This is a genomic window from Prevotella sp. ne3005 (genome assembly GCF_900110085.1).
In the GTDB taxonomy this organism is placed as follows: Bacteria; Bacteroidota; Bacteroidia; order Bacteroidales; family Bacteroidaceae; genus Prevotella.
The window spans coordinates 21,812-48,618 of the sequence record NZ_FOCK01000012.1 but is presented as its reverse complement, the minus strand read 5'-3'; the positions used below and the strand labels follow the sequence as shown (position 1 = coordinate 48,618).

General features: G+C 49.7%; 17 protein-coding genes. 14 read left to right on the top strand and 3 right to left on the bottom strand.

The genetic code is table 11. The features are described 5' to 3' along the window. The first annotated feature begins 11 nt into the window (after positions 1–11). From BMY16_RS14365 to BMY16_RS14350, 4 genes are all read left to right on the top strand, one after another. Positions 12–2,945, top strand: coding sequence for a SusC/RagA family TonB-linked outer membrane protein (locus BMY16_RS14365; protein ID WP_091843884.1), 2,934 nt, complete (start codon positions 12–14; stop codon positions 2,943–2,945). 30 nt (positions 2,946–2,975) lie between these two features. Beyond that, positions 2,976–4,799, top strand: a complete 1,824-nt coding sequence (locus BMY16_RS14360) for a RagB/SusD family nutrient uptake outer membrane protein (RefSeq protein ID WP_091843921.1) — start codon at positions 2,976–2,978, stop codon at positions 4,797–4,799. A 29-nt stretch (positions 4,800–4,828) separates the two neighbouring features. Further along, positions 4,829–5,923 carry a starch-binding protein gene (locus BMY16_RS14355; RefSeq protein ID WP_091843882.1) on the top strand — a complete coding sequence of 365 codons (1,095 nt, stop codon included), beginning with the start codon at positions 4,829–4,831 and terminating at the stop codon, positions 5,921–5,923. Between the two features lie 77 nt (positions 5,924–6,000). Further along, entirely contained in the window at positions 6,001–7,593 is a 1,593-nt protein-coding gene (locus tag BMY16_RS14350; RefSeq protein WP_170836130.1) for an alpha-amylase family glycosyl hydrolase, read from the top strand. On the opposite strand, the gene nadB is transcribed toward BMY16_RS14350, so the two are convergent. Then, the gene (gene nadB / locus BMY16_RS14345; RefSeq protein WP_091843878.1) at positions 7,556–9,142 is read right to left on the bottom strand and encodes an L-aspartate oxidase; all 1,587 of its coding nucleotides are present in this window, start codon (positions 9,140–9,142) and stop codon (positions 7,556–7,558) included. The two genes, BMY16_RS14350 and nadB, sit on opposite strands and share 38 nt — an antisense overlap. Before the next feature lie 109 nt (positions 9,143–9,251). Between nadB and BMY16_RS14340 the strand changes: the two genes are divergently transcribed. The 10 genes from BMY16_RS14340 to BMY16_RS14295 all read left to right on the top strand — a co-directional run bounded on the left by BMY16_RS14340 (position 9,252) and on the right by BMY16_RS14295 (position 25,173). Then, positions 9,252–10,469, top strand: coding sequence for a carboxypeptidase-like regulatory domain-containing protein (locus BMY16_RS14340; protein ID WP_170836129.1), 1,218 nt, complete (start codon positions 9,252–9,254; stop codon positions 10,467–10,469). Positions 10,470–10,504: 35 nt separating this feature from the next. Then, a complete protein-coding gene (dacB, locus tag BMY16_RS14335; protein ID WP_091843875.1) occupies positions 10,505–11,725 on the top strand; it encodes a D-alanyl-D-alanine carboxypeptidase/D-alanyl-D-alanine endopeptidase in 1,221 nt (406 codons plus the stop codon). Positions 11,726–11,732: 7 nt separating this feature from the next. Next, on the top strand, positions 11,733–12,845 hold the full coding sequence (locus tag BMY16_RS14330) for a mechanosensitive ion channel family protein (protein ID WP_317614788.1): 1,113 nt from the start codon (positions 11,733–11,735) through the stop codon (positions 12,843–12,845). Then, entirely contained in the window at positions 12,842–13,873 is a 1,032-nt protein-coding gene (gene mutY / locus BMY16_RS14325; RefSeq protein ID WP_091843873.1) for an A/G-specific adenine glycosylase, read from the top strand. Before BMY16_RS14330 ends, mutY begins: the two co-directional genes overlap by 4 nt. A gap of 14 nt (positions 13,874–13,887) precedes the next feature. Next, entirely contained in the window at positions 13,888–15,396 is a 1,509-nt protein-coding gene (locus BMY16_RS14320; protein WP_170836128.1) for a radical SAM protein, read from the top strand. A 95-nt stretch (positions 15,397–15,491) separates the two neighbouring features. After that, a complete protein-coding gene (locus tag BMY16_RS14315; protein WP_091843868.1) occupies positions 15,492–17,063 on the top strand; it encodes an AraC family transcriptional regulator in 1,572 nt (523 codons plus the stop codon). Positions 17,064–17,244: 181 nt separating this feature from the next. Next, entirely contained in the window at positions 17,245–20,355 is a 3,111-nt protein-coding gene (locus BMY16_RS14310) for a SusC/RagA family TonB-linked outer membrane protein (RefSeq protein WP_091843865.1), read from the top strand. A gap of 15 nt (positions 20,356–20,370) precedes the next feature. After that, on the top strand, positions 20,371–22,110 hold the full coding sequence (locus BMY16_RS14305) for a RagB/SusD family nutrient uptake outer membrane protein (protein WP_091843862.1): 1,740 nt from the start codon (positions 20,371–20,373) through the stop codon (positions 22,108–22,110). Positions 22,111–22,150: 40 nt separating this feature from the next. After that, positions 22,151–23,539: a DUF4960 domain-containing protein gene (locus BMY16_RS14300; protein ID WP_091843859.1), complete on the top strand. Its 1,389-nt coding sequence runs from the start codon at positions 22,151–22,153 to the stop codon at positions 23,537–23,539. Positions 23,540–23,574: 35 nt separating this feature from the next. Then, on the top strand, positions 23,575–25,173 hold the full coding sequence (locus BMY16_RS14295) for a glycoside hydrolase family 32 protein (protein ID WP_091843917.1): 1,599 nt from the start codon (positions 23,575–23,577) through the stop codon (positions 25,171–25,173). A gap of 73 nt (positions 25,174–25,246) precedes the next feature. On the opposite strand, the gene BMY16_RS14290 is transcribed toward BMY16_RS14295, so the two are convergent. Together BMY16_RS14290 and BMY16_RS14285 are read right to left on the bottom strand one after the other, a co-directional pair. Then, the gene (locus BMY16_RS14290; protein ID WP_091843857.1) at positions 25,247–25,723 is read right to left on the bottom strand and encodes a C-GCAxxG-C-C family protein; all 477 of its coding nucleotides are present in this window, start codon (positions 25,721–25,723) and stop codon (positions 25,247–25,249) included. Then, positions 25,713–26,807, bottom strand: coding sequence for a peptidase associated/transthyretin-like domain-containing protein (locus tag BMY16_RS14285; RefSeq protein ID WP_091843854.1), 1,095 nt, complete (start codon positions 26,805–26,807; stop codon positions 25,713–25,715). The genes BMY16_RS14290 and BMY16_RS14285 overlap by 11 nt, the downstream gene beginning before the upstream one ends.

Below are 26,807 nucleotides of genomic sequence, written 5' to 3'. Positions count from 1 at the left end.
ACCCAAGTAAAATGAAAAGATTAATGAAGAGTGTCGTCATGGTTTTGACGATCATGCTGTTTGCCTTGGATGTCTCTGCACAGACCACCATCAGTGGTCATGTGAAGGACGATACCGGTGAAGATGTTATCGGTGCCAGTGTCGTGGTCAAGGGAACACAAAATGGTACTGTGACCGATTTCGACGGTCGATTCCAACTGAAGTGTGAATCAGGTGTCACACTTGTCATCTCCTACATTGGCTTCACCCCGCAGGAAGTGAAAGCTGCCCATAACATGGAGATTACTCTGAAAGAAGATGTAGCCCAACTGAATGAGGTCGTTGTGGTGGGCTATGGTTCACTGGCGAAGAAAGAGATCTCAAGCTCTGTCGTGCAGGTGAACAAAGACCAGTTCAACCAAGGCGCTGCCAGCGATGCCATGGCCCTGATTGCCGGTAAGGTGACAGGCTTGAACGTGTCGGCAACTGCCGAGGCAAACCCCAATGCCATGACCGATATTCAGGTACGTGGTGCTGGTTCGCTGACAGCCTCCAACGGCCCGCTGATTGTAATCGATGGTATTGCCGGTGGTGACCTGCGTAACATTGCTACCCAAGATGTAGAGTCGATTACCGTTTTGAAGGATGCCGGTTCGGCTGCTATCTACGGTACGCGCGGTGCCAACGGTGTCATTTTGGTTACGACAAAGAAAGGTTCGGGCACTGCTGGTGTCACTAATGTGACCTATGACAGCTACATTGCTCTAAACGTGGCCAAACCTCACCCTGAGATTCTGTCGACCGATGAGTTCCGTCGTTCGCGTCGCGGCCAGGATTATGGTGCCGACACCGACTGGTGGGATGAGATTACACGTCCTGTGAGCTATAGCCTAAACCAGTATATATCTATCGACAGCTCTACCAAGAACGGCTACTTTGGTCTGTCGGCCAATTATAAGAAAGGTAATGGTCTCGACATCGTGAGTGGCCGCGAGGAGTATGGTGCCCGTTTTGTGGGCGAGCAGCGTGTGCTGAATAATCGTCTGCAGTTTAATGCCTCGCTCTCTGGCCGTAAGGTACATGAGGACTGGGGTAACAACGGCCTGTTCGACACGGCTCTGACCATGAATCCCACTATCCCCGTGAAGAATCCCGACGGCTCTTATTATCAGCCCAACTCTCCGACAGATATCCATAATCCGGTGAATGACCTGAAGGAAAATATCTCACAGGGCGATCGTATCTACCTGTTGGGCAATGCCGACGTGAAGTTGAATATCCTGCAGACAGAGCAGCACAACCTGAACACCTCGTTGAGCTATGCCTTGCAGTACAACGACCAGAAGTCTAATTTCTATACCCCCTCTACATCAAGCGAATCGTTCTGGAACGGTTATGCAGGCCGTGCCAACGTGAATTATCAGAAATGGTGGACCAACCGTCTGGAATGGCTCGTGAACTACACCCTGACCCTGAACCAGCATCAGCTGAAGGCTGTACTAGGCTATTCGTGGGAGCGTTCCAAGTGGGAGCAGAGCGGCAACGAGAACAAAGACTTTGTGTATGATTCGATGGGCTGGTATGGTATCGGTAATGGCACGGCCCTACAGGAAGGCAAAGCTAATCTCTGGGGTGGTTCTTCAGAATCGACACTTATAGGCTTCTTTGGCCGATTGAACTACAATTACAATGACATGCTGTTTGCATCGGCCTCTTTGCGTCGTGAGGGTAGTACCAAGTTCGGGGCCAACACCAAGTGGGGTAGCTTCCCCTCTGCCTCTCTCGCATGGGAAATCACCCAGACACCTTTTGCCGAGGGCGTGAAGACTATCTTCCAGAGTCTGAAACCCCGTGTCTCGTATGGCGTGACGGGTCGTTCGGACTTCGATGCCTACCGTTCCTTGTCAACCTATAGCAGCTATGGCGCCTATTTGATAGATGGTGAGTGGATCAATGGCTATGCCCCTTCACTGAACGCCAATCCCGACTTGGCATGGGAGAAGTCGACAGCCTTCAATGTGGGTCTTGACTTCGTGGCAGCCAATAGTCGTCTGCGTGGTAGCGTGGAGTACTTCGATCGTCGTTCGCAGGATCTGCTCTACAATTATACAGCTCCTCAGCCGCCGTTTATCTACAGCACCATCCTTGTGAACGTGGGAACGACCAAGAATACGGGTATTGAGGTGTCTCTCGACTACGACGTGCTGGCTAAAAAGGACCTGAAGTGGACTACTGGCATCAACTGGAGTATGGGTGAGACGAAACTCACAAAACTGTCGAGCGATGTCTACCAGATGGCCTACCTTGACCTGTATCAGAAACCAGGACCTGGTAGTAGCGAGTACTTCTTCCGTGTGGAAGAGGGTGGCAAGATTGGTCAGTTCTATGGTTATGAGCATGCTGGTATCGACGAGAATGGACTACTGCTGATTTATGACAACGAAGGCAATAAAGTCAATGCCTCACAAGCTGATCCCTCGTACAAACGTAACATCGACAATGGTGCCCCCAAGCATTTCCTTTCATGGAACAACTCGTTTAGGTATAAGAATTGGGATCTGAGTATGCTGTTCCGCAGTGCCTTAGGTTATCAGATCTTCAACATGCGTAAGTACGGCATGGGTCTGCAGGGTGCAGGTACCGACAATGTGCTGCGTACGGCCTATACGAAATACGGCAATGTAATGTCGAGTGGTGGTATTATCTCCAGCTATTTCCTGGAAAACGGTGACTATGTGAAGCTCGACAATGTGACCTTGGGCTATAACTTCACACCAAAGAAGCGTGAGCTCATAGAGAGTCTGCGTGTCTACCTCACAGCTAAGAACCTGTTTACACTCACAGGCTACGAAGGCAACGATCCCTCAATTGTCACCTCTACAGGTATTACCCCGGGTATCGACACCAATAGTGCCTATCCGCAGGCCACTCAGCTTAGCTTGGGCGTGACGCTGCGCTTTCACTAATTGAAAACTGATAATTGAAAAATGAATAATATGATGACCATTAAATGCAAAATATTCGGTGTTGTCTGTCTGATGGCAGGACTCACCGCTTGTACTGACCTCGACGAGAAGGTGTACGACCGTATCGATGCCAGTGTGTACTATCAGAATGAGGCCAGCGTAAAGGGTGCCGTGGCTGCCATCTACAATCAGACATCTTCAACCCTGGCTGGTGAGAACTTCTTTCACCTCTCAGAATATCCTGCCGACCAGATTACCTGGCGCGTATGGAACGGTGGACAGTGGGGATGGGACGAGGCCATGAAGACCGTACTCTCGTGGCACAACTGGACGTCGGAATCTACCATTATCAACAACGCATGGAAAGGAGCGTGGACGGCCGTAGGACTGGCCAACCTGCTGCTCAACGACCTCGAAGGCCTCGATGCCGCCAGTCTGGGCATCTCTCAGGAAAGGCTCGAACAGTATGTGGCAGAGGTTCGTACGCTGCGCGCCTGGAATTACTACTGTATCTTCGAACTCTGGGGTGGAGCACTGCCGCTGAATACTTCGGCCAGCAGTGAGGTGCCAGGAACAGCTGATGCCGACTGGAATACCTCTTGTAAGATTATCTATGACTTCATCGCTACTGAGCTCGACGAAACAGTGAAGGCGTTGGCCAAGGAAGACGGCAGTCATGCTACCGTGAATCGTGCTAACCAGGGTATGAACCGTATGCTGAAAGCCCGTTTGTTGCTGAATGCAGAGGTGTTTATCGGGGAGAATCACTATGATGAGTGTGAGGCACTGTCGAAGGAGATTATCAATGGTACTTACGGTTCGTATGGTCTGGACAGCAACTACCGTAACCTCTACAGTATCGACAACGTGAAGAGCCCAGAGGTGATCTTTGCATTAGCTGCTGAAGACGGACAGGGTGCTGCCAATGCCATCTCCAATGTCCGTACGATGGTGGGCATGTGGTATGGTTATGCCGACTACTTCGGACAGTCATACGATGGTATCGGTGCTTGGAACTGTGTCTGCCTCGTGCCTTCATTCGACAATTCGGGTAATGTGCTGCCCACAGGTGGTACCGACCATCCTGTCTGCTTCCTTGATGCCCCTTACGGTGATAAGCTCGGTGCGCCCTATGAGCGTTTCGACAACCGTGATATCCGTAAGCAGAACTACGTGTACGATGCTGCATCGAAGACCCACGGACCGGGTATGTTCCTGAAGGGAGAGGTCCGTGCAAACTTTGGTAAGGGTGATGTCCTGTTGGCCGATGCCGACCGCGATGGTCAGGCTCTGGTGTACGTGGATCAGTTGGGTACCTTCCTTAATCAGGGCCGTAACCTCGAGACGGTGATGAATCCCCGTTGGGGCGAGACCAACTCTGGTGTCCGACTTGTGAAATATCCGCTCTATCCCAACGACGATCAGGGAGGCTTCAAGAGCATCGACGATGTACAGTTCCGACTGGCCGAGGCTTATTATAACATAGCAGAATGTGAGATGCGCAAGGGTAACAGCAGTGAGGCCAAGAACTATGTAGATCAGGTACGTCAGCGCTACTTTACCAGCAGCAACCGGGCGGCTGCCCTGAGTGTACCCGGACCTGGCTTCACCAACTTCGACATGGACTGGATGCTCTCTGAGTGGGGCAAGGAATACCTGGGCGAGGGCAACCGCCGTCGTACCGACCTGCGCCGATTCGACAAATTTACCCAGGGTACCTGGTGGTTCTGGGGACGTGCTACAGAGGATGGCGTCAACCTGCCTGCCACACGCGATCGTAAATACGAGTGGTATCCGTTGCCACAGTCGGCACTTTCTGTAAATCCCGGACTCGTTCAGAATCCCAACTATTAAACAAACCAATTCAATAAATTCAGAATATTATGACCAAGAAATTATATAGTCTGATGCTTACACTGCTCGCGCTGTCAGGACTGATGAGCAGCTGTTCTAAGCAAGATGACATCGTATTCGATCATGAGCGTCAACAGTTTGAAACACGGGCAGACCGTATACTGTTGGAGTTTATTGCCCCCTTCGGCACGACTGCCGATGAGGAAATCTACATCATTGGCGCTTTCAATGGCGACAGTACCGCTATTGGACAGCAATCCTATCTGCTGACGAAGGCTCCCAACAGTGATGTCAAGTGGGGCGTCTATCTGGATCCAAACAGCTTTGTGGGAGGAAAGAGCCTGGCCGACGGATTCCGTTTCTACTCTGCAACACAGGGTATGGAGCAGACCGTCAAGGGTGAGAAGGCTATACATAACGACAATCCCAGTGTTGGCACTTTCACCAACGTTTGGGGACAGCGCTGGGAGAGTTACTACTGGCAGGGCGGTGAGGCACCGGAGCCCGCTCACGACGGATTCTGCGTCTATGTAGACGACCAGACCGGATGGAATGCACTGACCCTCTATATGTGGGGCGACGTCAACAACCTGAATGGAGGCTGGCCTGGCATGTCGGTTACAGGAACCTGGAATCACGATGGCGTCAGTTGGAAATACTTCGACATGGGTGCCGCCAATAGCGGCCTGAATGAAAACCTCATTTTCAACAATGGTGGCAATGGTGTGCAACTACCCGACTTCAACTTCACCATCGACCGTAACATCTATTTGCGTATCACTGCCGATGGAGTGGAGGAGATTGGTGCTGAACCCAAAGTAAAACATGACGGTTTTGCCGTGTTCGTTCTTGATGATACAGACTGGGATGTGCTGACCCTCTACATGTGGGGCGACGCGAATAACCTGAATGGCGACTGGCCAGGTATGCAGGTAACGGGAGAGCAGACCATCAATGGCCAGACCTATAAATACTTTGATATGGGCGAAGCCAACACAGGTCTGAACGAGAACCTGATCTTTAGCAATAACGGTTCCAGTCAGTTAAGTGATTTCAACTATACAATCGACCATGATGTGTATCTGCATATCACTACATCGGGTGTAGAGGAAATACAACCTTAATTAGAGTTAATTATTGAATCGTGGGTTGGCTGCTCTGTGAAGAGCGGCCTGCCCTTTACAAATGATAATATATGTATATGAAAAGGATTTTTCTTTATCTTTTGGCTCTTCTGCCTATTCACCTTTTGGCTGCAGACTACGTAGAGGTCATCAACACAGCCTCGGTGAAGCATGAGGCAGGTCGACGCGTCATCTACGAAATGAATGTCGGATCGTTCACATCCGAAGGTACCTTCTCTGCTGCAGGCCGTCAACTCGGCGAACTGAAGAAGCTGGGTATCGACATTGTCTGGCTCATGCCTATCTATCCCCGTGGCGGTGGTATCAACAGTCCGTATGCCGCTATCGATTTCCGGCAAACAAACGCTGCCTATGGTACTATTAGCGACTTGAAGAACTTCGTCAGTCAAGTTCATAACCTGAATATGGAGGTATGGCTCGACTGGGTTCCCAACCATACCGCTACCGATGCTACTTGGGTAACAACTCATCCGGAGTATTACGTGAAGAATGGGTCAGACTTTATGCACCCTAATAACTATGGAGATGTCTATCAGTTGGATTATAGCAATGCCGACTTGTGTAAGGCGATGACCGACTGTCTGAAATTCTGGATCGACCAGACTGATATCGATGGCTATCGTTGCGACTATATCAGTAGCAGTTATATCCCTGCCTCTTATTGGCAGACAACCATCCCGGAGATTAAGAACTATAAGCGTGGTAAGACGATCACTTTCCTTGGCGAGGCTAACATCGTAGGCGATGCAACCCGTCTGAAAACGGTAGGTTTCGACTATGACTATGCCTGGAGTTTCCAGACTTCATTGGTGAGATTTGGTGGTAGCGGTGTTTATACTGCCTCCCTGAAAACCAATGTCGACAAACTGATTACTGCCCAAAGCGACATTAGTTTTGGTCGTATGGTCTATCTGACCAACCACGACCAGAACTTTAATGAAAAAGAAAAAACACTGACAGAGAAATATGGTGAAAACCGTTATCCTCTGACCGTACTGGTAGGAACGGCGTGGGGTATGCCTTTGGTCTATAATGGTCAGGAGGTTGGTGGCAATCAGGCTTTGGACTATTTCCATGATACGAAAATCGATTGGACCTTCCCCGATGCAAAGATGTACCATACACTGCGTACATTGTCTGCCCTTAAACATGCCGTGCCCGCCTTCCAGGACGGACCAACCCTTGACACCCATCATACGCTGACCTGGCTTCTCTCTGACAGTCAGAATGTGCTGGCCTATACCTGCCAGTATGGCGATAGTGAGGCATTAGTGGTGTTGAATTTTGGTACAACGGCAGTCAATGCAACAGTCAGTGGTATTGCTGCAGGGGACTGGAGCCTATGGCTCGACAGTCAGACCATCAGCGAGGGTGTCAGTCGAAAACAAGTCAGACTGAACGAAACAAACAACTTCGAACTCGAGGCCAAAGGCTATCAGGTGTACGTTAAAGGCACTTTCTCTGAAGAAAGCTCGTCAGAGCAGTCATCAAATATCAGTCGTGTACTGGATAGCCATTTTCCTAACGACACCATCTACTCTCTGAACGGGCGCGTGATGGATCATTGCTCGCTGATGCCCAGAGGGATTTATATCCAGAACGGTAAGAAGATTATTTATCGTAGGCGTGGACTGGATAATCGGTTGTGAAGTGCAGACCTCGGCACTCCTTGCGCTCGAGGGCCCATCGGGTGATGAGGTAGCCCACATTGATCATGTTACGCAGTTCACAGATATCCTTTGACGCTTTGACGCGCTTGAAGAGACGCTCGGTTTCTTCGTAGAGCATATCAAGACGGTCCCAGGCACGATGCAGACGGAGGTCAGACCGGACGATGCCCACGTAGTTGGCCATAATCTGGTTGACCTCCTTCACGCTTTGTGTAATGAGCACTTTCTCCTCGTTGGTCATCGTGCCCTCATCGTTCCATTCGGGTACCTTCTCGTTGAAGTCGTAGTAGTCGATATGCTCCAGCGAGCTTTTCGCTGCCGTATCGGCATAGACTACAGCCTCTATAAGTGAGTTGGAAGCCAGACGGTTGCCGCCATGCAAACCTGTGCAAGAGCACTCGCCCAAGGCATAGAGGCGCTCGATGGAGGTCTGACCGTTGAGGTCGACCTTGATACCACCACACATATAGTGGGCTGCAGGGCGTACGGGGATATAGTCGGTGGTGATGTCGATGCCGATGGAGAGACACTTCTGATAGATGTTGGGGAAGTGTTTCTTCGTCTCGTTAGGATCCTTATGGGTGACGTCGAGACAGACGTGGTCGAGACCGTGGATCTTCATCTCCTTATCGATGGCGCGGGCCACGATGTCACGTGGTGCCAGGGAGAGACGTTCGTCATATTTCTGCATAAACTCCTCACCATTGGGCAGCTTGAGGATGCCGCCATAACCTCGCATGGCCTCAGTGATAAGGTAGGCTGGGTGGGTCTCCTTGGGATTATGGAGCACCGTGGGGTGGAACTGTACAAACTCCATGTCGGCCACTGTTCCCTTGGCGCGGTAGACCATGGCAATGCCGTCGCCGGTGGCGATGACGGGGTTGGAGGTGGTCAGATAGACGGCTCCGCAACCACCAGTACACATCACGGTAACCTTCGACAGATAGGTATCAACTTTCTGTGTGTCTGGATTGAGTACATAGGCACCATAGCAGTTGATATATGGTGAACGCCGGGTCACCTTTGCACCAAGGTGGTGCTGGGTGATGATCTCAACCGCAAAATGGTTTTCCTTGATGGTAATATTCGGATTGCTCCTCACAGCCTCCATCAGTCCGCGCTGGATCTCTGCACCTGTATCGTCGGCATGGTGGAGGATACGGAACTCAGAGTGCCCGCCTTCGCGATGGAGGTCAAAGCTGCCATCAGCCTTACGGTCGAAATTCACGCCCCAGTTTACGAGTTCCCGGATTTGTTCAGGTGCCTGACGCACCACCTGCTCCACTGCAGCACGGTCGGAGATAAAGTCCCCTGCAATCATCGTGTCCTCGATGTGCTTGTCAAAATTGTCAAGCTCGAGGTTGGTGACAGAGGCCACGCCCCCCTGTGCAAACGAGGTGTTCGCCTCGTCAAGCGAGGTCTTGCAGATCATACATACACTACCTTTATTGGCGCGTGCCACCTTCAAGGCATAGCTCATGCCGGCTACGCCGGCACCAATCACGAGAAAGTCGTATTTGTACACCATATTCTGATTTGTTTTTATTATTTGGTGCAAAGGTAGTTAAATTTTCGATAATATTTGCATCAAGAGGATTTTTTTTGTATCTTTGCACCAAAACCAAGACACAATGACAATGATGAAGAGACTTTGGCTAATCATTCTGATGCTGGCTCCGCTGGCTGTCTCCGCCCAACAGGTGGTGGTGAGCGGCATTGTGAAGGATGACAAGACGGGCGATATTCTGAAGCAAGTGAGTGTTTCTGCCGGCCGTGTGTCGGTGGTGACAAATGAGGACGGTGTCTTCGTGCTGAAACTCGACCAGAAGCCTGGGGCTATTACTGTGTCGCATATTGGTTATAAATCGCGTAAGGTGGTGCTGGAAGAGGGGAAGACAGAGAACCTGAAGATTCGTTTGGTACCCACAACCATCCAGTTGCGCGAAATTGTGGTAAGGACCAACAACCCCAGAGAACTGGTGGACATTGCCATCAAGAAGATTCCCGACAACTACAGCCGTGTGCCTGAACTGCTGCAGACCTTCTATCGCGAGACGGCCATGAAGCGCAGACACTATATCTATGTGGCCGAGGGCGTGGAAGATATGTACAAGACACCCTACAACCGCAGCATTAACAGAGACCGTGTGTCGATTGTCAAGGGTCGCAGACTGCTGAGTCAGAAACAGGGCGACACGTTGGGTGTTAAGGTCTTGGGTGGTCCTGTGCTGCCCGTACAGCTCGATGTGGTGAAAAACCAGGAGATGCTGCTGAATCCAGAAGACCTCGATGCCTACGAATTCACGATGGGTATTCCCGAGTATATCAACGACCGTATGCAGTATGTGGTCAAGATCACACCACGCATGTCGAAGGAGTATGCACTGTATAATGGAACGCTCTATATCGACAGCGAACGGCTGGCTTTTACACGTATTGAACTCGAACTCGATATGAGTGACAAAGATAAGGCCACAAGGACAATGCTCGTCAAGAAACCCTTTGGTGTGAGGTTCAAGCCCCGTGAACTGTCGTGTGTGGTTGATTACCGTTACGAAGACGGTGTGACGCGTATCAGTTATCTGAAGAATATCTTCCGTTTCAATTGCGATTGGAAGAAACGTCTCTTCAGTACCTCGTTCACGGCAACGTGTGAGATGGTGGTCACCGACAGTCAGTCGAAGGACGTGCAGCCCATCGCCAGCCGTAACTCGTTCGATTCGCGCGATGCATATTATGACAAGGTGGAATACTTTATGGATCCGGAATACTGGAGCCAGTATAACATTATAGAACCCTCAGAATCGTTAGACAAGGCCATCAAGAAATTGGTGTCCACATATCGGAGAAACTGAGGAAGGTAAAAATAGTAGAAAGGTAAAAACAAAAAGTGAAATTCAGATATATTGCAACTCTCTTTGTGGCAACCTCTTTTATCAGTCTGCAGGCGCAGACGGATCGGACGGCTGCGGATACAACAACAATAGATACAGCGGCTGTGGTATTGCCATGGCCGCAGAACGTACAGGCACGGCTCGACACGCTGATGCAGGACCCTTTGCTCGAACGGACACAGTTGGGATTGATGGTCTATGACCTTACGGCCGACTCCATGCTCTACAGCTACGGGGCAAAGCAGACCCTGCGCCCTGCCTCAACCATGAAACTGCTGACGGCTGTAACGGCCCTCGATCAGCTCGGAGCCCGATATCGTTATAATACCTCGTTGCGCTATACGGGTGAGGTCAAGGACAGTGTGCTCATGGGCGACCTCTACTGTGTGGGTGGCCTCGACCCGATGTTTGAAACCAAGGATTTGAAAGCCTTCGTGCAGAGTGTAAAGGCCCTGGGCATCGACTCTATTCATGGCAATCTCGTGGCAGTGACTAACTTCAAGGAAGAGAACCTCCTGGGTGAGGGCTGGTGCTGGGACGACGACAATCCCCAGCTGGCACCCCTGCTCGTCGATCGTAAGGATGAGTTTATGAGTCGCTTCATGCAGGGCCTGCGTGACGAAGGTATTGCGGTGGATGGTGCCTGTATGACGGGCTCTACACCCAAGGATGCTCTGATGCTCAGCTCTTGTAGTCATAGCCTGAAAGAGATTCTGGAGCCTATGCTCAAAGAGAGCGACAACCTCTATGCAGAATCGTTGTTCTTCCAGATAGCCGCCTCAATGGGTAAGCGTCCTGCTACAGCAGCCCATGCTCGTCAGCTGATTAAGAAAACATTAGGCAAGGCAGGCATCAGCGACATCCAGTATCGGATTGCCGATGGTAGTGGCCTCTCTTTGTATAATTATGTGACACCTGAGCTGATGACAAAGTTGCTCATCTATGCCTATCGTAATCAGAGAATCTTCATGGACCTCTATACGGCCCTGCCCATCGCAGGTCAGGATGGAACGTTGAAGAAACGTATGAAGGAGCCGTTTGTCAATGGTAAGGTAAGGGCCAAGACGGGTACGCTGTCAGGCATCTCGTCGCTGGCAGGTTATGCGATGACGCCTAATTTCCACATGCTGGCTTTCTGTATCATCAACCAGGGTGTGATGAAGAATAGCGATGGTCGTGGCTTTCAGGATCTGGTATGTGGAGCACTGTGTAAATAGTTGAGAGATGATGGAGCAGATTAAGTTTTTTTTGGAGCGTGTGATTGGTTTGACGGGCCTGAGTAGTGATTATATTCCGATGGTGCGTTATGCTATTCTGGTGATAGCGGCCTTCCTGTTAGCATGGCTCACTGGGTGGCTATGTCGGAAATTCGTGGTGCCTGTGGTGCAAAAGATTACGGGTAAGACCGATGCCACATGGGATGATGTCATCTTCAGTCGGAAAGTACTTGACTCCGCTTCCCGTATTCTGCCTGCCATCGTCATCTGGGGACTCCTGCCCCTCGTGTTCTTCGAATATCCGAAGGTGGCTGAGCTAGTCGGACGTCTCACGGCCATCTATTTCGTTGTCATGACCGTGAGAACCACTATCGTGTTCATCGACTCGTTCAAGGAACTCGACAACGGGACTCGTTCCACGCGCAGACAGTATCTTTATAGCGTCTGTGGAGTATTGAAGATCCTAATGATCTTCGTTGCAGTCATCGTGGTGATAGCCATCGTGGTCGACAAAGACCCGTCGACGCTCTTTGCAGGGCTGGGTGCTGCCTCTGCCATCCTGATGCTCGCCTTTCAGGACACCATCAAAGGATTGGTGGCAGGCATCCGTCTGACATCGAATGAAATGCTGCATGTGGGTGATTGGATTACTGTTCCCTCTGCAGGGGCCAACGGTAAGGTGGAGGAGATCACGCTCACCACTGTTAAGGTGCGCAACTTCGACAACACCATCATCACCGTGTCGCCCCAGGCCCTCGTCGATGGCTCGTTCCAGAACTGGCAGGGGATGATGGCAAATGAAGGTCGTAGGCAGGTGAGGAAGGTGTACTTCGACTTCCGCTCGCTGAAGGTTGATGACGATGATGTGGCTAACATCACGAAATATCGCCAGCATATTGAACAGTGGCTGAAACAGCACCCGAAGGTGGTAGCTGAAAAACCTGTCCTAGTGCGTCAGGCTGAGGCCACCCAGGCAGGCTGCTGCGTGGAGTTCATGTTCTGGCTGAAGGCTCAGAACGCCCTTGATTTCGAGCACGACACCAGTGACATCATGGAGTATATTTTCGCCAAGGCTTCCAGCTATGGCCTTTGTATCTATCAGCAATTCCCAGAACAGTGAGTTTCGCCCAAAGTCTTTTAGAGTGGTTTCGTGAGAACGGTCGCGACCTGCCCTGGCGACAGACGAAGGATCCCTATGCCATCTGGCTCTCGGAGATTATCCTTCAGCAGACGCAGGTCAAGCAGGGCTGGGACTACTGGGAGCGTTTCATGCACCGATGGCCCACTGTTGAGGCTTTGGCAGCAGCCACCGAGGATGAGGTGTTGCGCGAGTGGCAGGGCTTGGGCTATTACAGTCGTGCCCGTAACCTCCATTATGCAGCAAAGCAGATTGTGGCTCTCGGCCATTTCCCTAATACATTAGACGAGATTAAACAGCTTAAGGGCGTTGGCGATTATACCGCTGCTGCCATTGGCAGCAGCGCCTTCGACTTGCCTGCTGCCGTGGTCGATGGCAATGTCTATCGTGTTCTCGCCCGTTACTTTGGCATCGACACCCCCATCAATACCACCGAGGGCAAGAAAGTCTTTGCGGCGATGGCGCAAGAGCTGTTGCCTATTGGCAAAGCTTCAGACTACAACCAAGCCATTATGGACTTTGGGGCCATTCAGTGTACGCCACAATCGCCCCGTTGCCTGCTCTGTCCGTTGGCAGAGAGTTGTGAGGCCTTGCATGCGGGTAGGGTGGCAGAGTTGCCTGTCAAACAGAAGACTCTGAAGGTGCGTGAGCGCCACCTTATTTATATATATGTGCGCTGTAAGGGCTATGTGGCCATCCATCGTCGTGGCCCAGGGGATATCTGGCAAGGTCTCTGGGAACCTTATTTAATTGAAAATGGAAAATTGAATATTGAAAATTTGAATCCGCAATCTGTCCTCCCCAACTTTCAATCTTCAATCTTCAATCTTCAATTAATCGCCAAAGGCGTGAAGCACGTGCTCACCCATCGCATTCTCTATGCGGACTTCTACCTTTGGGTAGTCGATGAGCGTCCAGTGCTCCCAGATGACTATATGTGGATAAAAGAGTCGGAACTCGACGATTACGCCAAACCACGACTTATTGAAACCCTTATTGCTACTATTTAATTCTTATGAAAAGTTTGAAAACCTATTTTCGCCCTATGTTTACTTTTGGTGCTTTCAACCGCAAGGTGCAGAGAGCCGTCATGTACAATACGGCCCGCGGCACATGCTACACATTTGAGGGCGTATCGGCTCTGCTGGTCAATGAGGTACTGGCAGGTAAGAGGGAATGTCCTATTAACACGATGCATATCGCTGATGTGACAGGTGCCACTGAAGAACAGGTCGTCGCGTTCTGCCGTGATACTTTGATGCCTGTAGGACTCGTTCACGACCATGTGTTCAGTGACGAAGAGTGGAAGCTGTATCGAAAGGACAATCCACCCTGCATGGGTGCAATGGGCTATGAACCTGCGGGCGATTATAGGGATTCCTTACCTGAGGAACTTCATGTCTCACTGACTTTTGAACTCACCTATGCCTGCAGCGAGCGTTGTCTGCACTGTTTTAACGAAGGCGCTGCCCGTAGCGACCTGCACGAAGAGCACCGCCTGCGCCCTGACATGCTGACGCTGGATGATTACAAGCGTATCATCGATGAAGCCGTAGAATTAGGAATACCTGAGGTGACCGTCACTGGCGGTGACCCGTTCAGCTATCCCCACTGCTGGGATATCCTTGAGTATATGCACGAGCGCAATCTGGCTGTGAACCTGTTCACCAACGCCCTGGCGCTCAACAGCAGCGAGAAGATACGCCGTTTGGCCCGCATGGGGCTCCGACAGTTGAGTGTCTCCATCTACAGCACCGATGCTGAGGTGCACGATCAGATAACACGCCGTCGCGGCTCGTGGGAACAGTCGATGAAGGTGCTGAGGGAGATGGCTGAATGGCCTGTGCCCCTGAACCTCAAGACCCCCGTGTTCCGTCTTAACACCCGAACCTATTATGGGGTGCGCGAGATAGCCCACCAGCTGGGTGCAGAGAATGAGGTGTCGTGTGTGCTGTCACCTGGTGCCGACGGCGACATATCCTTGATCGAACATCTGCAGACGCGTCCGGAAGCCCTGCGTATCATCTTGATGGACCCGCTTGCGAAGACTCATGTGTCTGCTGACGGGAAAGCCGACGGCTATGAGCTTGGCAGCAAGCATGGGTTCCCATGTTCTGCCAATAATATTATTATCGTTTCCCCCAGTGGGGTGGTCAGTGCGTGCAGCAATATCCCCATCACCTTTGGCGATGTGCATCATGCATCGCTTAGGGATGCCATCATGAGCCCACAGCGCCAGCAGATGCTCCAGGCCGATCAGAAACAGGCGTTCCCCGTCTGTGGCCAGCACGACTATTGTCGGTATTGCTGTGTGCCCTGTTATGCTGGAGAGGCATTGGAAAAGCATGCCGACGGCACTTTCGCGCTCAGAGAGATACAGGGTGACGAATGTATGACAGCCCAGATCCGTATGGAACTGTGCAGGCAAATTGAACAGGGCATCGATCCGCTTGGTGGCAGAAGCATCGAGGAATGCCTGGCTGCCCAGCCTGTAGAAGAAGTGCCTGTGTTCCGTAAGAAGATCAGGTGTTGATTTAACGTAATGAATATGTACTGAAAAACTTGATATCATTTGGAGTTTTCCCGTTTTTTATTTATTTTTGCAGCCGATATAAATAACTAGGCATTATGCATAAGATATTCTTGCGTACCTTATTATATATAATAGGTGTAACGTTGTTGGCTTCATGTACTGAAGAGAAGGTATATAAGATCGGGGTGGCACAGTGCTCAAAAGGACCTTGGCGCGAGAAAGTGAACCAAGAGATGTTGGCTGCCCAGCATTTATACGAGCACGATGTCAAGGTTAGCATCGCTAATTCCGTCGATGACCCTGAATTACAGGCTCGTCTGATAGATAGTCTGGCTCAGACAGACATTGACCTGATGGTGGTTGCTCCCTATGAGGATATACAGATTATCAATGATGCCATTGCCCGGGTTCTTAAGGCTGGTATCCCTGTAGTCAGCTTTGATCGCAAGACCAGTGCAGACTATACGGCTTTTATTGGGGGCAATAATGTCGAGGCTGGTTATATAGTGGGGCAATATATTGCTTCGATAGTCAGAGGCCAGAACCAGCCGAAGGGCAGGAAACCTTTGGTGGTCGAGATTACAGGATTGCTGAGTAGCACACCAGCCCTTGAGCGTCATCGTGGTTTTGAATCAGCCATGAAAGCTCTACCAGAGGTGGAGTATGTTTGTCGGAAAAGCGATTGGTCGAGTGACGCATCCTGCAATATTGTTACGCAATTGATTGATTCGCTCCGACGGTCTGACGCTAGCCAGTTGGACAACACCTATGTGTTCTGTCACAACGACGGTATGGCAACGGGGGTGTATAAAGCTGTGGTAGAACAAAATGTTGAGGGTCGTATTAAGATCCTGGGTATTGACGGTATGCCAGGCGAGGGACTGGAGTATGTAAAACTGGGGCATCAGATAGGCACCTATTATTATCCTACTCATGGTGAAAAGATTATCAGGCTTGCACTTGATATTTTGACAGGTAGACCTTATGAACGCGAAAACCCGTTACTGGGTTTTGTCGTCACGCCCGACAATGTAGATCTGGTTATGACAGAGGCTGCAGAACTGATGGAGCAGAATGATGATTTGGTGACCATTCATGACAAACTGGAGAACTCAATGGTGCTTTACAACACACAGCATAAGGTACTTGTGGGCAGTTTTGTGACGATCGCAGTTCTGGTCTTGGCTATTATCATGATATTGTTTGCATTGTGGCTGACGAAGAAGAATATACGTAAACGTCAGAGCATGAATGTGGAGCAGACGCTGTTCTATACCGATGCCAGCAATCGACGGCTGCATGAGATATTCGTAACGCCTGCAGAAGATATGCCAGCCCCTAAGAGCCAGGATATGCTATTCGCAGAACAGTTGAATGAGGCAATCCTAAAGAATATGTCAAATCCCAATCTGAAGATGGATGATCTTGGTGAGGAGATGGGACTGAGTCGAGTGCAGCTCTACAGGAAAGTGAAGGCCATAACAGGTCAGACGCCAGTGGAACTGTTACGGCAGATGAGATTGCAACAGGCTTACGCATTATTGGCATCAACCACGAAGACGGTAGGTGAGATTGCATACGAGGTGGGCTTTGGCACCCCAGGTTATTTCTCAACTTGCTTTAAGAAGCAGTTTGGTAAGTATCCAACAGAACTGAGAGCGGAGTAACATCCGCTCTTTTCCTTTATATAAAGGGTAGTTGACGTTTTTGACATAATAGTCAACGATTGTTACATGAAACAATTTTGCTAGCCTCTGAACGATATTTGCTATATCCGCACGTATTATTATTGTACTTTTGCGGCAGATTTTAATTCACAAAAGTACTAACAATTTTAAACGATCAACAATGGAACAACTAAAGAAACTTTTTCTGAGTTTGTTTGCTTTCCTGACGTGTACTGTAATGTACGCGCAGAGTGGGATCAGTGGTACGGTGGTCGACGCTACAGGCGAAACGGTCATTGGAGCCACGGTGATGGAGAAGGGTACGTCGAACGGTACGATCACCGATTTCGATGGTAACTTCACAATTAAAGTAAACGAGGGGACTATCCTCGTAATCTCTTACATTGGCTATCAGACACAGGAAGTCGCTGCCCATCAGGGTATGAAGGTGACACTCAAGGATGATGCCGAAGTGCTACAGGAAGTGGTGGTGACAGGTTATACCACTCAGCGCAAGGCCGACCTGACGGGAGCCATCTCGACAGTAAGTGTCGATGAAATGGCCAAGCAAAACGAGAACAACCCGATGAAAGCCCTCCAGGGACGTGTGCCAGGCATGAATATCACGGCTGATGGTAATCCCTCTGGTGCAGCAACAGTACGTATCCGTGGTGTGGGAACCCTAAACGACAACGACCCGCTTTATATCATCGACGGTGTACCCACAAAGGCTGGTATGCACGAACTGAACGGTAACGATATCGAGAGCATTCAGGTGCTGAAGGACGCTGCTTCGGCAAGTATCTATGGTTCACGAGCTGCAAACGGTGTGATTATCATTACCACCAAGAAGGGTAAGGAAGGTAAGGTAAAGGTGAATTTCGATGGAAGTATTGCAGCATCTTTCTATACCAATAAGATTGAGACGATGAATGCCAGCCAATGGGGACGTGCCTATTGGCAAGCCTCAGTAAATGACGGCGTGAACCCTGGCAATAACAACCTTGGATATAATTATGATTGGAGTTATGATGCCAAGGGTAATCCTGTACTTAACAATATGACGATGAACATGTTCCTCGATGAGAACGCCACTGTACGTGCTGGTGATACCGATTGGTTTAAGGAGATTACGCGCACGGGTGTCATTCAGCAGTATAATGTGTCAGTAAGCAATGGCTCTGAGAAGGGTAATTCTTTCTTCTCTATAGGTTACTATGATAATAAAGGTACCATTAAGGACTCCTGGTTCAACCGTCTTTCTGGCCGTGCCAATGCAGACTATAAACTGATTGACGATCTGGTAACCATTGGTGAGAACTTCACCATCAACCGTACGAAGGGTGTTGATGCTCCTGGTGGTGTGTTGGAGCACGCTCTGGAGTTTAACCCCAACTTCCCCATCTATGCAGAAAACGGCAAGTATGCTCAGGCTCTTGGTGCCTACTCTGAGCGCGAGAATCCATTGAGCATGATTTCCAATGCAAAGGACAATGAGTATACCCAGTGGCGTATGTTTGGTGATGTGCATCTGAGCATTACTCCATTTAAGAACTTTATGGTTCGCACCACTCTAGGTATGGACTACACACAGAAAGAGCAACGTTTCTTCACCTATCCTATTGCCAATGGTAAGGTGATGCGTACCGACAGTGCCGTAGAGGACAAGCAGGAACACACCATGCGATGGATGTGGAATGCCATTGCTACTTATAATCTGGAAATCGGTAAACATCGTGGAGATGCCATGATCGGTACTGAGTTGAACCGTATGGACTACAAGATGAGCAGTGCCAAACGCTACGAACTGGCTATTCTGAATACCGACTATATGTGGCCGTCGGCAGGAGCTGGCCGTCAGCTGGCCGAAGGCTTTGGTGAGGGTTTCTCCCTCTTGTCATTCTTCGGAAAGGTGAACTATACTTATGATGATAAGTATCTGGCTTCAGTCACGATTCGTCGTGACGGTTCGAGCCGATTCGGTACCAACAACCAATATGGTACTTTCCCCTCTGTCAGTGCAGGTTGGCGCATCTCCCAGGAGAAATTTATGGAGGGTACAAGAGGTTGGCTCGACAACCTGAAACTGCGTTACTCTTGGGGACAGACCGGTAACCAGGAAATCTCGAACACAGCTCGCTATACTCTCTATAAGTCGGTTGTGTCTACAGGCCTTTGGGGAAGTGGTCAGGCTGGCTCCTCTTATGATATCGCTGGTACCAATGGCGGTTACGACCTTCCTAACGGATATGTGCGCAACCAGCGTGGCAATGATGACATCAAGTGGGAGACTACGACACAGAATAACATCGGTCTTGACTTCGGTATCTTGCGAAATGAGATCTATGGTAGTTTCGACTGGTATAGCAAGAAGACCACCGACATTCTGCTCTTAATGGAAGGTATTGCTGCCATGGGAGAAGGCTCTGGCCAGTGGATCAACGCCGGTGAGGTAAAGAACAATGGTTGGGAACTCACAGTAGGCTATCGTCATAGTCTGTCTAACGATTTCTCATGGGATATCAGTGGAAACATCAGCAAATACGTCAACGAGATTACCAAGCTGCCAGAGACAGTAGCCGCCAACGGTAAGTATGGTGGCAACGGTGTAAAGAGCGTTGTGGGTCATGCGATGTTCTCACAGGTAGGTTACATCTACGATGGTATCTTCAAGAGTCAGGAAGAGATCGACAATCATGCTATACAGGAAGGCGCCGGACTTGGCCGTATCCGCTATAAGGATTTGAATGGCGATGGCCGCATCACTGAGGAGGATCAGGATTGGATCTATGATCCTACACCAGCCTTCACGTGGGGCCTGAACATCTATCTGCAGTATAAGAACTGGGATCTGACCATGTTCTGGCAGGGTGTGCAGGGTGTTGACGTTGACTGTCGTGGCTATAAGTCGCAGACCGATTTCTGGGCAAACTCAGCCATCAACGTGCCTTATCTGAATAAAGGCGTGCGTTTGCTCGACGCTTGGAGTCCTTCCAATCCTGGAAGCGATATCCCTGCACTCACCACATCGGATACAAACAATGAGGGTCGCGTATCTTCATATTATATTGAAAATGGTTCATACGCTAAATTGCGTACTATCCAGTTAGGATACAATATGCCGAAACAGGTGACCGATAAGTTGCACTTGGATCGTATTCGCTTCTATGCTTCGGCTCAGAACCTGGTGACCATCAAGAGCAGCAAGTTTACAGGTGCCGATCCTGAGAACCCAGGATTCAACTATCCTATCCCACTCAATCTTACTTTCGGACTCAATGTTTCATTCTAAAATATAGCAACGATTATGAAAACGATATATAATATTATCTGCACAATCTGCGTTATCTGCGGTCTTACTGCCTGCTCGGATTTCCTTGAGGAACAAGTGCCACAGGCTACGCTGACTCAGGATGAGGTAAAGAATCCTGAGTATATCGACAACGTGCTGATCTCAGCATACGCAGGTCTGGTTACCATAGAGGACATGAACGCCTCATTCTCACTATGGAACTACGATACCCGTTCTGACGACGCCTATGTAGGTGGCTCAGACTTTTCTGATGGTGAGCCTTTCCACCGTCTGGAAAAGAGCTCAGGTGTGATGACTACCGACTGGCCATTCAGCTCTATCTGGACTCGTTTCTATAATTATCTCTCACGTGTCAGTCTCTCGCTCGATATTCTGGCTAGTGCTGACCAAGGGAATGCCACCATTCAACAGCGTACTGCTGAGATGAAGTTCCTGCGTGCCTACGGACATTTCCAGCTGAAGCGTCTGTTCAAGAAAATCCCATTCGTGAACAAACCTAATATGACCGAAGAGGACTACAACAATCTCTCGAATACAGAATACACCAATGATGAGGGTTGGCAGCAGATCATCAACGACCTTGAGGATGCTTATGCAGTTCTTCCTGCCACACAGACTGAAAAAGGCCGCCCCACCAAGGCTGCATGTGCTGCCTTCTTGGCTAAAGTCTATCTCTATAAGGCATATCGTCAGGATGATGCCAACTCAAATCAGGTGACAGCCGTGAACGAGGCTGACCTGCAGAAAGTGGTGGATTACACCAACTCTGCTCTCTATGCAGGATACGGTCTGGAGCCCGACATGCATAATAACTTCCGTCCTGAGGAGCAGTATGAGAATGGCAAAGAGAGCTTATGGGCCATCCAGTATTCAAAGAACGATGGTACCGTATATGGTAACCTGAACTTCTCCAATCGTCTGATTGTGCCATGTATTCCTAAAGTTCACGACTCTGGCTGCGACTTCTACAAGCCTTCTCACAACCTTGTGGATGCTTATCGCACCAATAGTGATGGTCTGCCTCTGCTTGACAATTATGCTGATGTCGATTACACTGTTGGATCAAATCAGACTGTCGATCCTCGCCTGTTTGTGACAGTAGGAGTGCCTGGTACTCCCTATATGTTCAATCCCGGTTTTATGATTAGCGAGAGTAATGCATGGAGTCGTTCAGGTGGTACTTTCGGATACTTCGTATCGCTGAAGCAGAATGTGGATCCTGCCCTTTCCGACAGTTATCTCTTCCTGTGCGATTCGCAGTGGGCAAGTTCAATGAATCGCATCGTATTCCGCTATGCTGATGTGCTGCTGATGCGTGCTGAGGCTCTGGCACAGCTGGGACAGGCTGCAGAGGCTATCACACTCGTCAATCAGGTTCGCGACCGTGCTGCCAAGATGGCAACCAATAGTGTCGTTTCGAACTATCCTACTAAATATAACGTACACTTCGCTGTAGGCAAGTACAATGGCTCTTATTCGAAGGATGCTGCCATGAAGATCATCAAGATGGAGCGCCGACTGGAGCTCGCACTCGAGAGTGAGCGATTCTTCGACCTCGTGCGCTGGGGCGATGCTGCTACAGTCATCAATAAGTACTATGCAAGTGAGAGCGAGAAGATGAACTTCCTGGTTGGATCACAGTTTACTGCCAACAAGAACGAGTATCTTCCTATTCCTTGGGAGCAGATGGCTGCCTCTAACGGTCACTACACGCAAAACTGCGGACAGTGGTAATGCAAAATGTAAAAATGCAAAAATGTAAAAAATTAAAGTTATGAAAACGATATATAGCATTATCTGCGCATTATGCGTAATATGCGGGTTAGCTGCCTGCAGCGACGATCATACGGGTAGCATGGACGTGAGTGGTTCATGTCTCGTAGAGAAGTTCGTGCTCAATGGTCAGTATGAAGGCATCATCAGCACAGAGAAACGATTGGTGAAGGTAAAGGTGCCTGCTGATTTTGATCAGAAGGGTAATATGGAAATTACGAGTCTGACAGTTTCGCCTGGCGCTGAGACCAATTTGAAGGTTGGTGACCATGTCAATTTCGATGCCGACCGTAATCTGCACATCAGCAATGGTGACCTCGTGATGGACTATCAGGTAAGCGTTCGCAACGACGAGGCTCTGATGTCGCTCTTTATTCTGGAGGGTGTGAAAGGCGCCATTAACCAGCAGGACAAGACAGTCACTGTGAGTGTGATGGCTAACAGTGGTATCGACCTGAGCAACGCTACTTTCGAGGTGGTGTGCAGTGAAGATGCTACCTGTAGTCCTGCCAGTGGCACGAAAGGTAACTTCACAGAGCCCTTCCAGATTACTCTGAACGACAATACTGCCACAAACGTATATACAGTATATGTAACGCTGATTGCCGATCCTATAGCTTTGTTTGTCGGCGATGCTGAGAACATCGAGTTGTTGAACGATGAGGAGAAAGCAGCAGCCAAGTGGCTGACAGGCAATATTGCCAGTGCGGCCTATGCATCATGGAACGACGTGGCCAGCGGAAACATCTCTCTCGAGAAATGTAAGTTGATATTCTTCCATCGTCATTGCTCTTCTTATGGCAACTATAACGGTTTTGCTGAGGCTGAGAGTGGTGCTATGACAGCTCTGCCAAAGATGAAGGAACTATGGCAGAATGGTGTAGGCTTCGTGCTGGGACGCTCAGCAGTGAACTACGCTATCGCACTCGGCGCTATGCCTGAGGATGCTTATCCCAACAATGTCTGGGGTGGCGGAGGTGGCGAAGGCTCCGACCTGATGGGCGAAGACCCGTGGCATTTCTATGCCTACGACATTACTCATCCGTTGTGGAAGAACCTGAAGACCTATCCTGGTGCTGCCGAGAATGCAGTATACACCCTGGATAACGGATATACCATCTGTAACACCACGTCTCAGTATGGCTTCTGGGATACCTATCAGGGAGGCAAGGACGCTGTAGAGGCTAAGACTGGCGGTCGTGCTTTGGGTGGCGACAACAGCGTATCGTCATGGGAACTGAAGGCTGCAAATGGTGAGTTTGGTAAGGGTGGTATTATCTGCCTTGGTTCCGGACTCTTCGACTGGAACTCGCCCACGCCATACGAGTCGAACTATCACGACAATATGGGCACCATCATACTCAACGCATTTGATTACTTGACGAAGTAAAAAGAATTAATGAAAAATTGAAAATGAAAACGATTATGAAGACAATGATATATTCAGTATTCGCACTCATGCTGTCAGCCTCTGCGCTGACGGCATGCAGCGACGACGGGTTCAGCGGCGATCCTGCCAAGGACTGGAACGGCACGACCACATTCTTCGCTCCAACAGACGCTCAGGGGTTCGGAACGTATTATACGCCTGCAGACGGACGTGTTGGCGACCCCATGCCATTCTACGATCAGAAGTCTGGCGACTTCAAGGTGCTTTACCTGCAGGAGTACATTAATAATATGACATTCCGTTTCCACCCCATCTGGGCTGTTACAACCAAAGATGGTGCCAACTATGAGTCGCTGGGTGAGATGCTCCCATTCGGTAACAACGATTTCGAGCAGGATGCTGCCCTTGGTACAGGTTGTGCCTATGAAAAGGATGGTACGTACTATATCTATTATACAGGCCACAATGGTAACTGTAAATATCGTGAGGTTGTCATGCGTGCCACTTCAACAGACTTCAAGACTTGGACAAAGGACGAGCTTTGGACGCTGAAGGGTCCTGACTTCGGCTATTCTGGCAATGACTTCCGTGATCCACAGATATTCGTAGCCGACGATAACCTTTATCACATGATTATCTCTACTTATCCTGTCAATGGTGGTGACCCCGTCTTTGCCGAGTTTAAGTCCAGCGATCTGAAGAACTGGGAGCATGTTGGCCGTATCCGTATGATCTGGGACCGCTTCCTGGAGTGTCCTGATATCTTTAAGATGGGCAACTACTGGTATCTGGTTTACAGTGAGAGCTTCCGTACCAGTTGGAGTCGTAAGGTGAAGTACATGGTCGCTTCAAGCTACGAGGAATTGAAAAGCTGCTTCAACGATGGTCCCAAATGGCCTGCCGATGGTCATGAGGGCGTACTCGATACCCGTGCCTTCTATGCTGGTAAAACCGCCTCTGACGGTACCGATCGATACATCTGGGGTTGGTGTCCGTTCCGTTCTGGTGCCGATATCCACGAGAAGAATATCAATGTAGGTGCAGGCGACGGCAATGAGCCCAACTGGAGTGGTGCATTGGTATGTCACAAACTCATCCAGCACGCCGATGGTACTCTGACACTCGGTGCTGTACCTGCCATGGCAGCAAAGTATAGCACAGTTGTCGATGCAAAGGTGATGGAGTCGAATGGCTATAGTAATGGAACTTTGTCTGGCGATGGTGCCTATGTGCTTTACAACCGTCTGGGTACTGCCAACCATATTTCTTTCACCGTGAAGACTTCAAACAACTGGGATAAGTTTGGTATCTCGTTTGTGCGTGGCACAGATTCGGATAGGTATTATACGATGGTTGTTAATCCTGAAAATGAGGATAACAGGAAAGTAAACTTCGAGCAGGAAGGCTCAGCAGGAAAAGGATTCGTCGAGGGTGTCGACGGCTACTGGTTCGCGCGTCCTGCAGACAATGTCTACAACATCGACATCTATACCGACAACTCGGTTCTGACCATGTACATCAACGATGTCTGCGCCTATACCCAGCGTATCTACGGCATTCAGAAGAATTGCTGGAGTATCAATAACTATGGAGGCTCTATTACTGTCTCAGATGTGAAAGTCAGTCAGCAATAAGAACGATACAGAAAACAGAAATCCCCAGCCAATAGAAATGGTTGGGGATTTCTGTATTAAAGATATGATAGAATCATTTGTTTTTCAGATACTCGGCGAAGATTCTCGCGGCGCTCTCTACCTTGGCAGCGCAGGGGCGCGTCTTGTAGTACTCGGCTGTACGGGCAGAGGCGATGTAGCTGTTTGGTGCCTTCTCGTAGCCATTGATACCTAAGATCTCGGCACAGATCAGACTGCCATTCTCTGCCTTCGACTTGGCCAGCAAATCCTGCACCACCTTGTAGCAGGCAGATTTGCCCTCGCGGTCGCTGCCCTCCGTCTGACCACAGTCAAGTCCCACGAGCATCACGATCCCCGATACGGCCCCACACATCATCCTCAGACGACCAACGCCCCCGCCAAAACCAGCGGCGATACGTTTGGCCATCGTCTCGTCGAGACCATAAAGGTCGGAAAAGGCTGCCACCACACTTTGGCAGCAGCCATATCCGGCCATGAAATTATCGACAGCACGCTGTACGCGCTCGTCCAATGTCAGACTACTCTTCATCTGCTTTCCAAAGTTCGTTTAGTTTCTTCTGAATGGCCGGGGCGAGAGCAGGAATCTTGTGGGCTTGCTCAAACTGGCGGATATTCTGATAGTTCATCTTGATCTTGTTGTCCTTCTTCAGTGCCTTCAGCTCGTTTTTGTCGACATAAGCCCGATCGATGGTGAACACCTGTAAGGCCATGACGACATGTACATTCCTACCGTCCTTCTCAGTTTTGTCAAAACTCGTCATATACTGCATCATCATGAAGTCCTCAGGCGAGTAATTGCCGTTCTCGTCGATACGGAAGACGAAGTAGTCATTGTCCTGCTCGTTCTTCTTTTTGGCATCTCTTTTTTCTCGCTTGGCCAACTCCTTTGTCTTGCCTGTGGCTTCGAGTTTGTCATTGTACAGTTTTGACATATTGACAGAGTAGCGACGCTGACCAGTAGACTGGTTGTCGGTGATGTAGCCTACCGTGCCCTTGAAGTCGCTGATGCGCTTCTTGCCCGGGCCCTCGTCAGTGATCTTCACCTTGTTGGCTTCGTAGCTTTTCTTCAGCGACTCTTCTATCTTCTTCATCGGCAACTCACTACGTTTGTTTAACTTGCTACCCACAAGGGTATTGAGTACCGTTTTTAAGATACTATACTTGGCTTTCGAGGCGTTGCGAGTGTTTGCAGAGAGCTTCTTGGTCTTGCGGTCGATGACATTGTCCGTCAAGCCCACACGATAGTAGACCACGCCCAGGCTATCGTCATAATAGAATATGCGGTAGTAGGTCTGGGCATACACATAAGGCTTCTTCTTCACCACAATCTCGGGCAGACCGAAGTCGGCATCCTCAAGAATAATACTGCCACTCTTGCCATTCACCTTGTAGAGCTTCGACTTGTAGGCCACATGACTCACGGCAATGGTATCGGCACCCTTCACGTCCTTCAGAATACCGTCAAGATCGGTAATGCCGATATATTTCGCATCAGTAGTCAGCACCGACACATAGGGAATCGGTTGCCCGTCCTTATCTATAGTACGAATCTGCTGTGCCACAGAGGGCACAGCAGACAGTATAAAGAGTAGGGTAATAAGCTTCTTCATCAT

Coding starts and splice junctions, on each gene's coding strand:
- BMY16_RS14300 (WP_091843859.1), top strand. CDS start 22,151: ATGAAAACGATATATAGCATTATCTGCGCATTATGCGTAATATGCGGG.
- BMY16_RS14365 (WP_091843884.1), top strand. CDS start 12: ATGAAAAGATTAATGAAGAGTGTCGTCATGGTTTTGACGATCATGCTG.
- BMY16_RS14285 (WP_091843854.1), bottom strand. CDS start 26,807: ATGATGAAGAAGCTTATTACCCTACTCTTTATACTGTCTGCTGTGCCC.
- BMY16_RS14295 (WP_091843917.1), top strand. CDS start 23,575: ATGAAGACAATGATATATTCAGTATTCGCACTCATGCTGTCAGCCTCT.
- BMY16_RS14350 (WP_170836130.1), top strand. CDS start 6,001: ATGAAAAGGATTTTTCTTTATCTTTTGGCTCTTCTGCCTATTCACCTT.
- BMY16_RS14305 (WP_091843862.1), top strand. CDS start 20,371: ATGAAAACGATATATAATATTATCTGCACAATCTGCGTTATCTGCGGT.
- BMY16_RS14310 (WP_091843865.1), top strand. CDS start 17,245: ATGGAACAACTAAAGAAACTTTTTCTGAGTTTGTTTGCTTTCCTGACG.
- BMY16_RS14290 (WP_091843857.1), bottom strand. CDS start 25,723: ATGAAGAGTAGTCTGACATTGGACGAGCGCGTACAGCGTGCTGTCGAT.
- BMY16_RS14355 (WP_091843882.1), top strand. CDS start 4,829: ATGACCAAGAAATTATATAGTCTGATGCTTACACTGCTCGCGCTGTCA.
- BMY16_RS14315 (WP_091843868.1), top strand. CDS start 15,492: ATGCATAAGATATTCTTGCGTACCTTATTATATATAATAGGTGTAACG.
- nadB (WP_091843878.1), bottom strand. CDS start 9,142: ATGGTGTACAAATACGACTTTCTCGTGATTGGTGCCGGCGTAGCCGGC.
- BMY16_RS14340 (WP_170836129.1), top strand. CDS start 9,252: ATGATGAAGAGACTTTGGCTAATCATTCTGATGCTGGCTCCGCTGGCT.
- BMY16_RS14360 (WP_091843921.1), top strand. CDS start 2,976: ATGATGACCATTAAATGCAAAATATTCGGTGTTGTCTGTCTGATGGCA.
- BMY16_RS14330 (WP_317614788.1), top strand. CDS start 11,733: ATGATGGAGCAGATTAAGTTTTTTTTGGAGCGTGTGATTGGTTTGACG.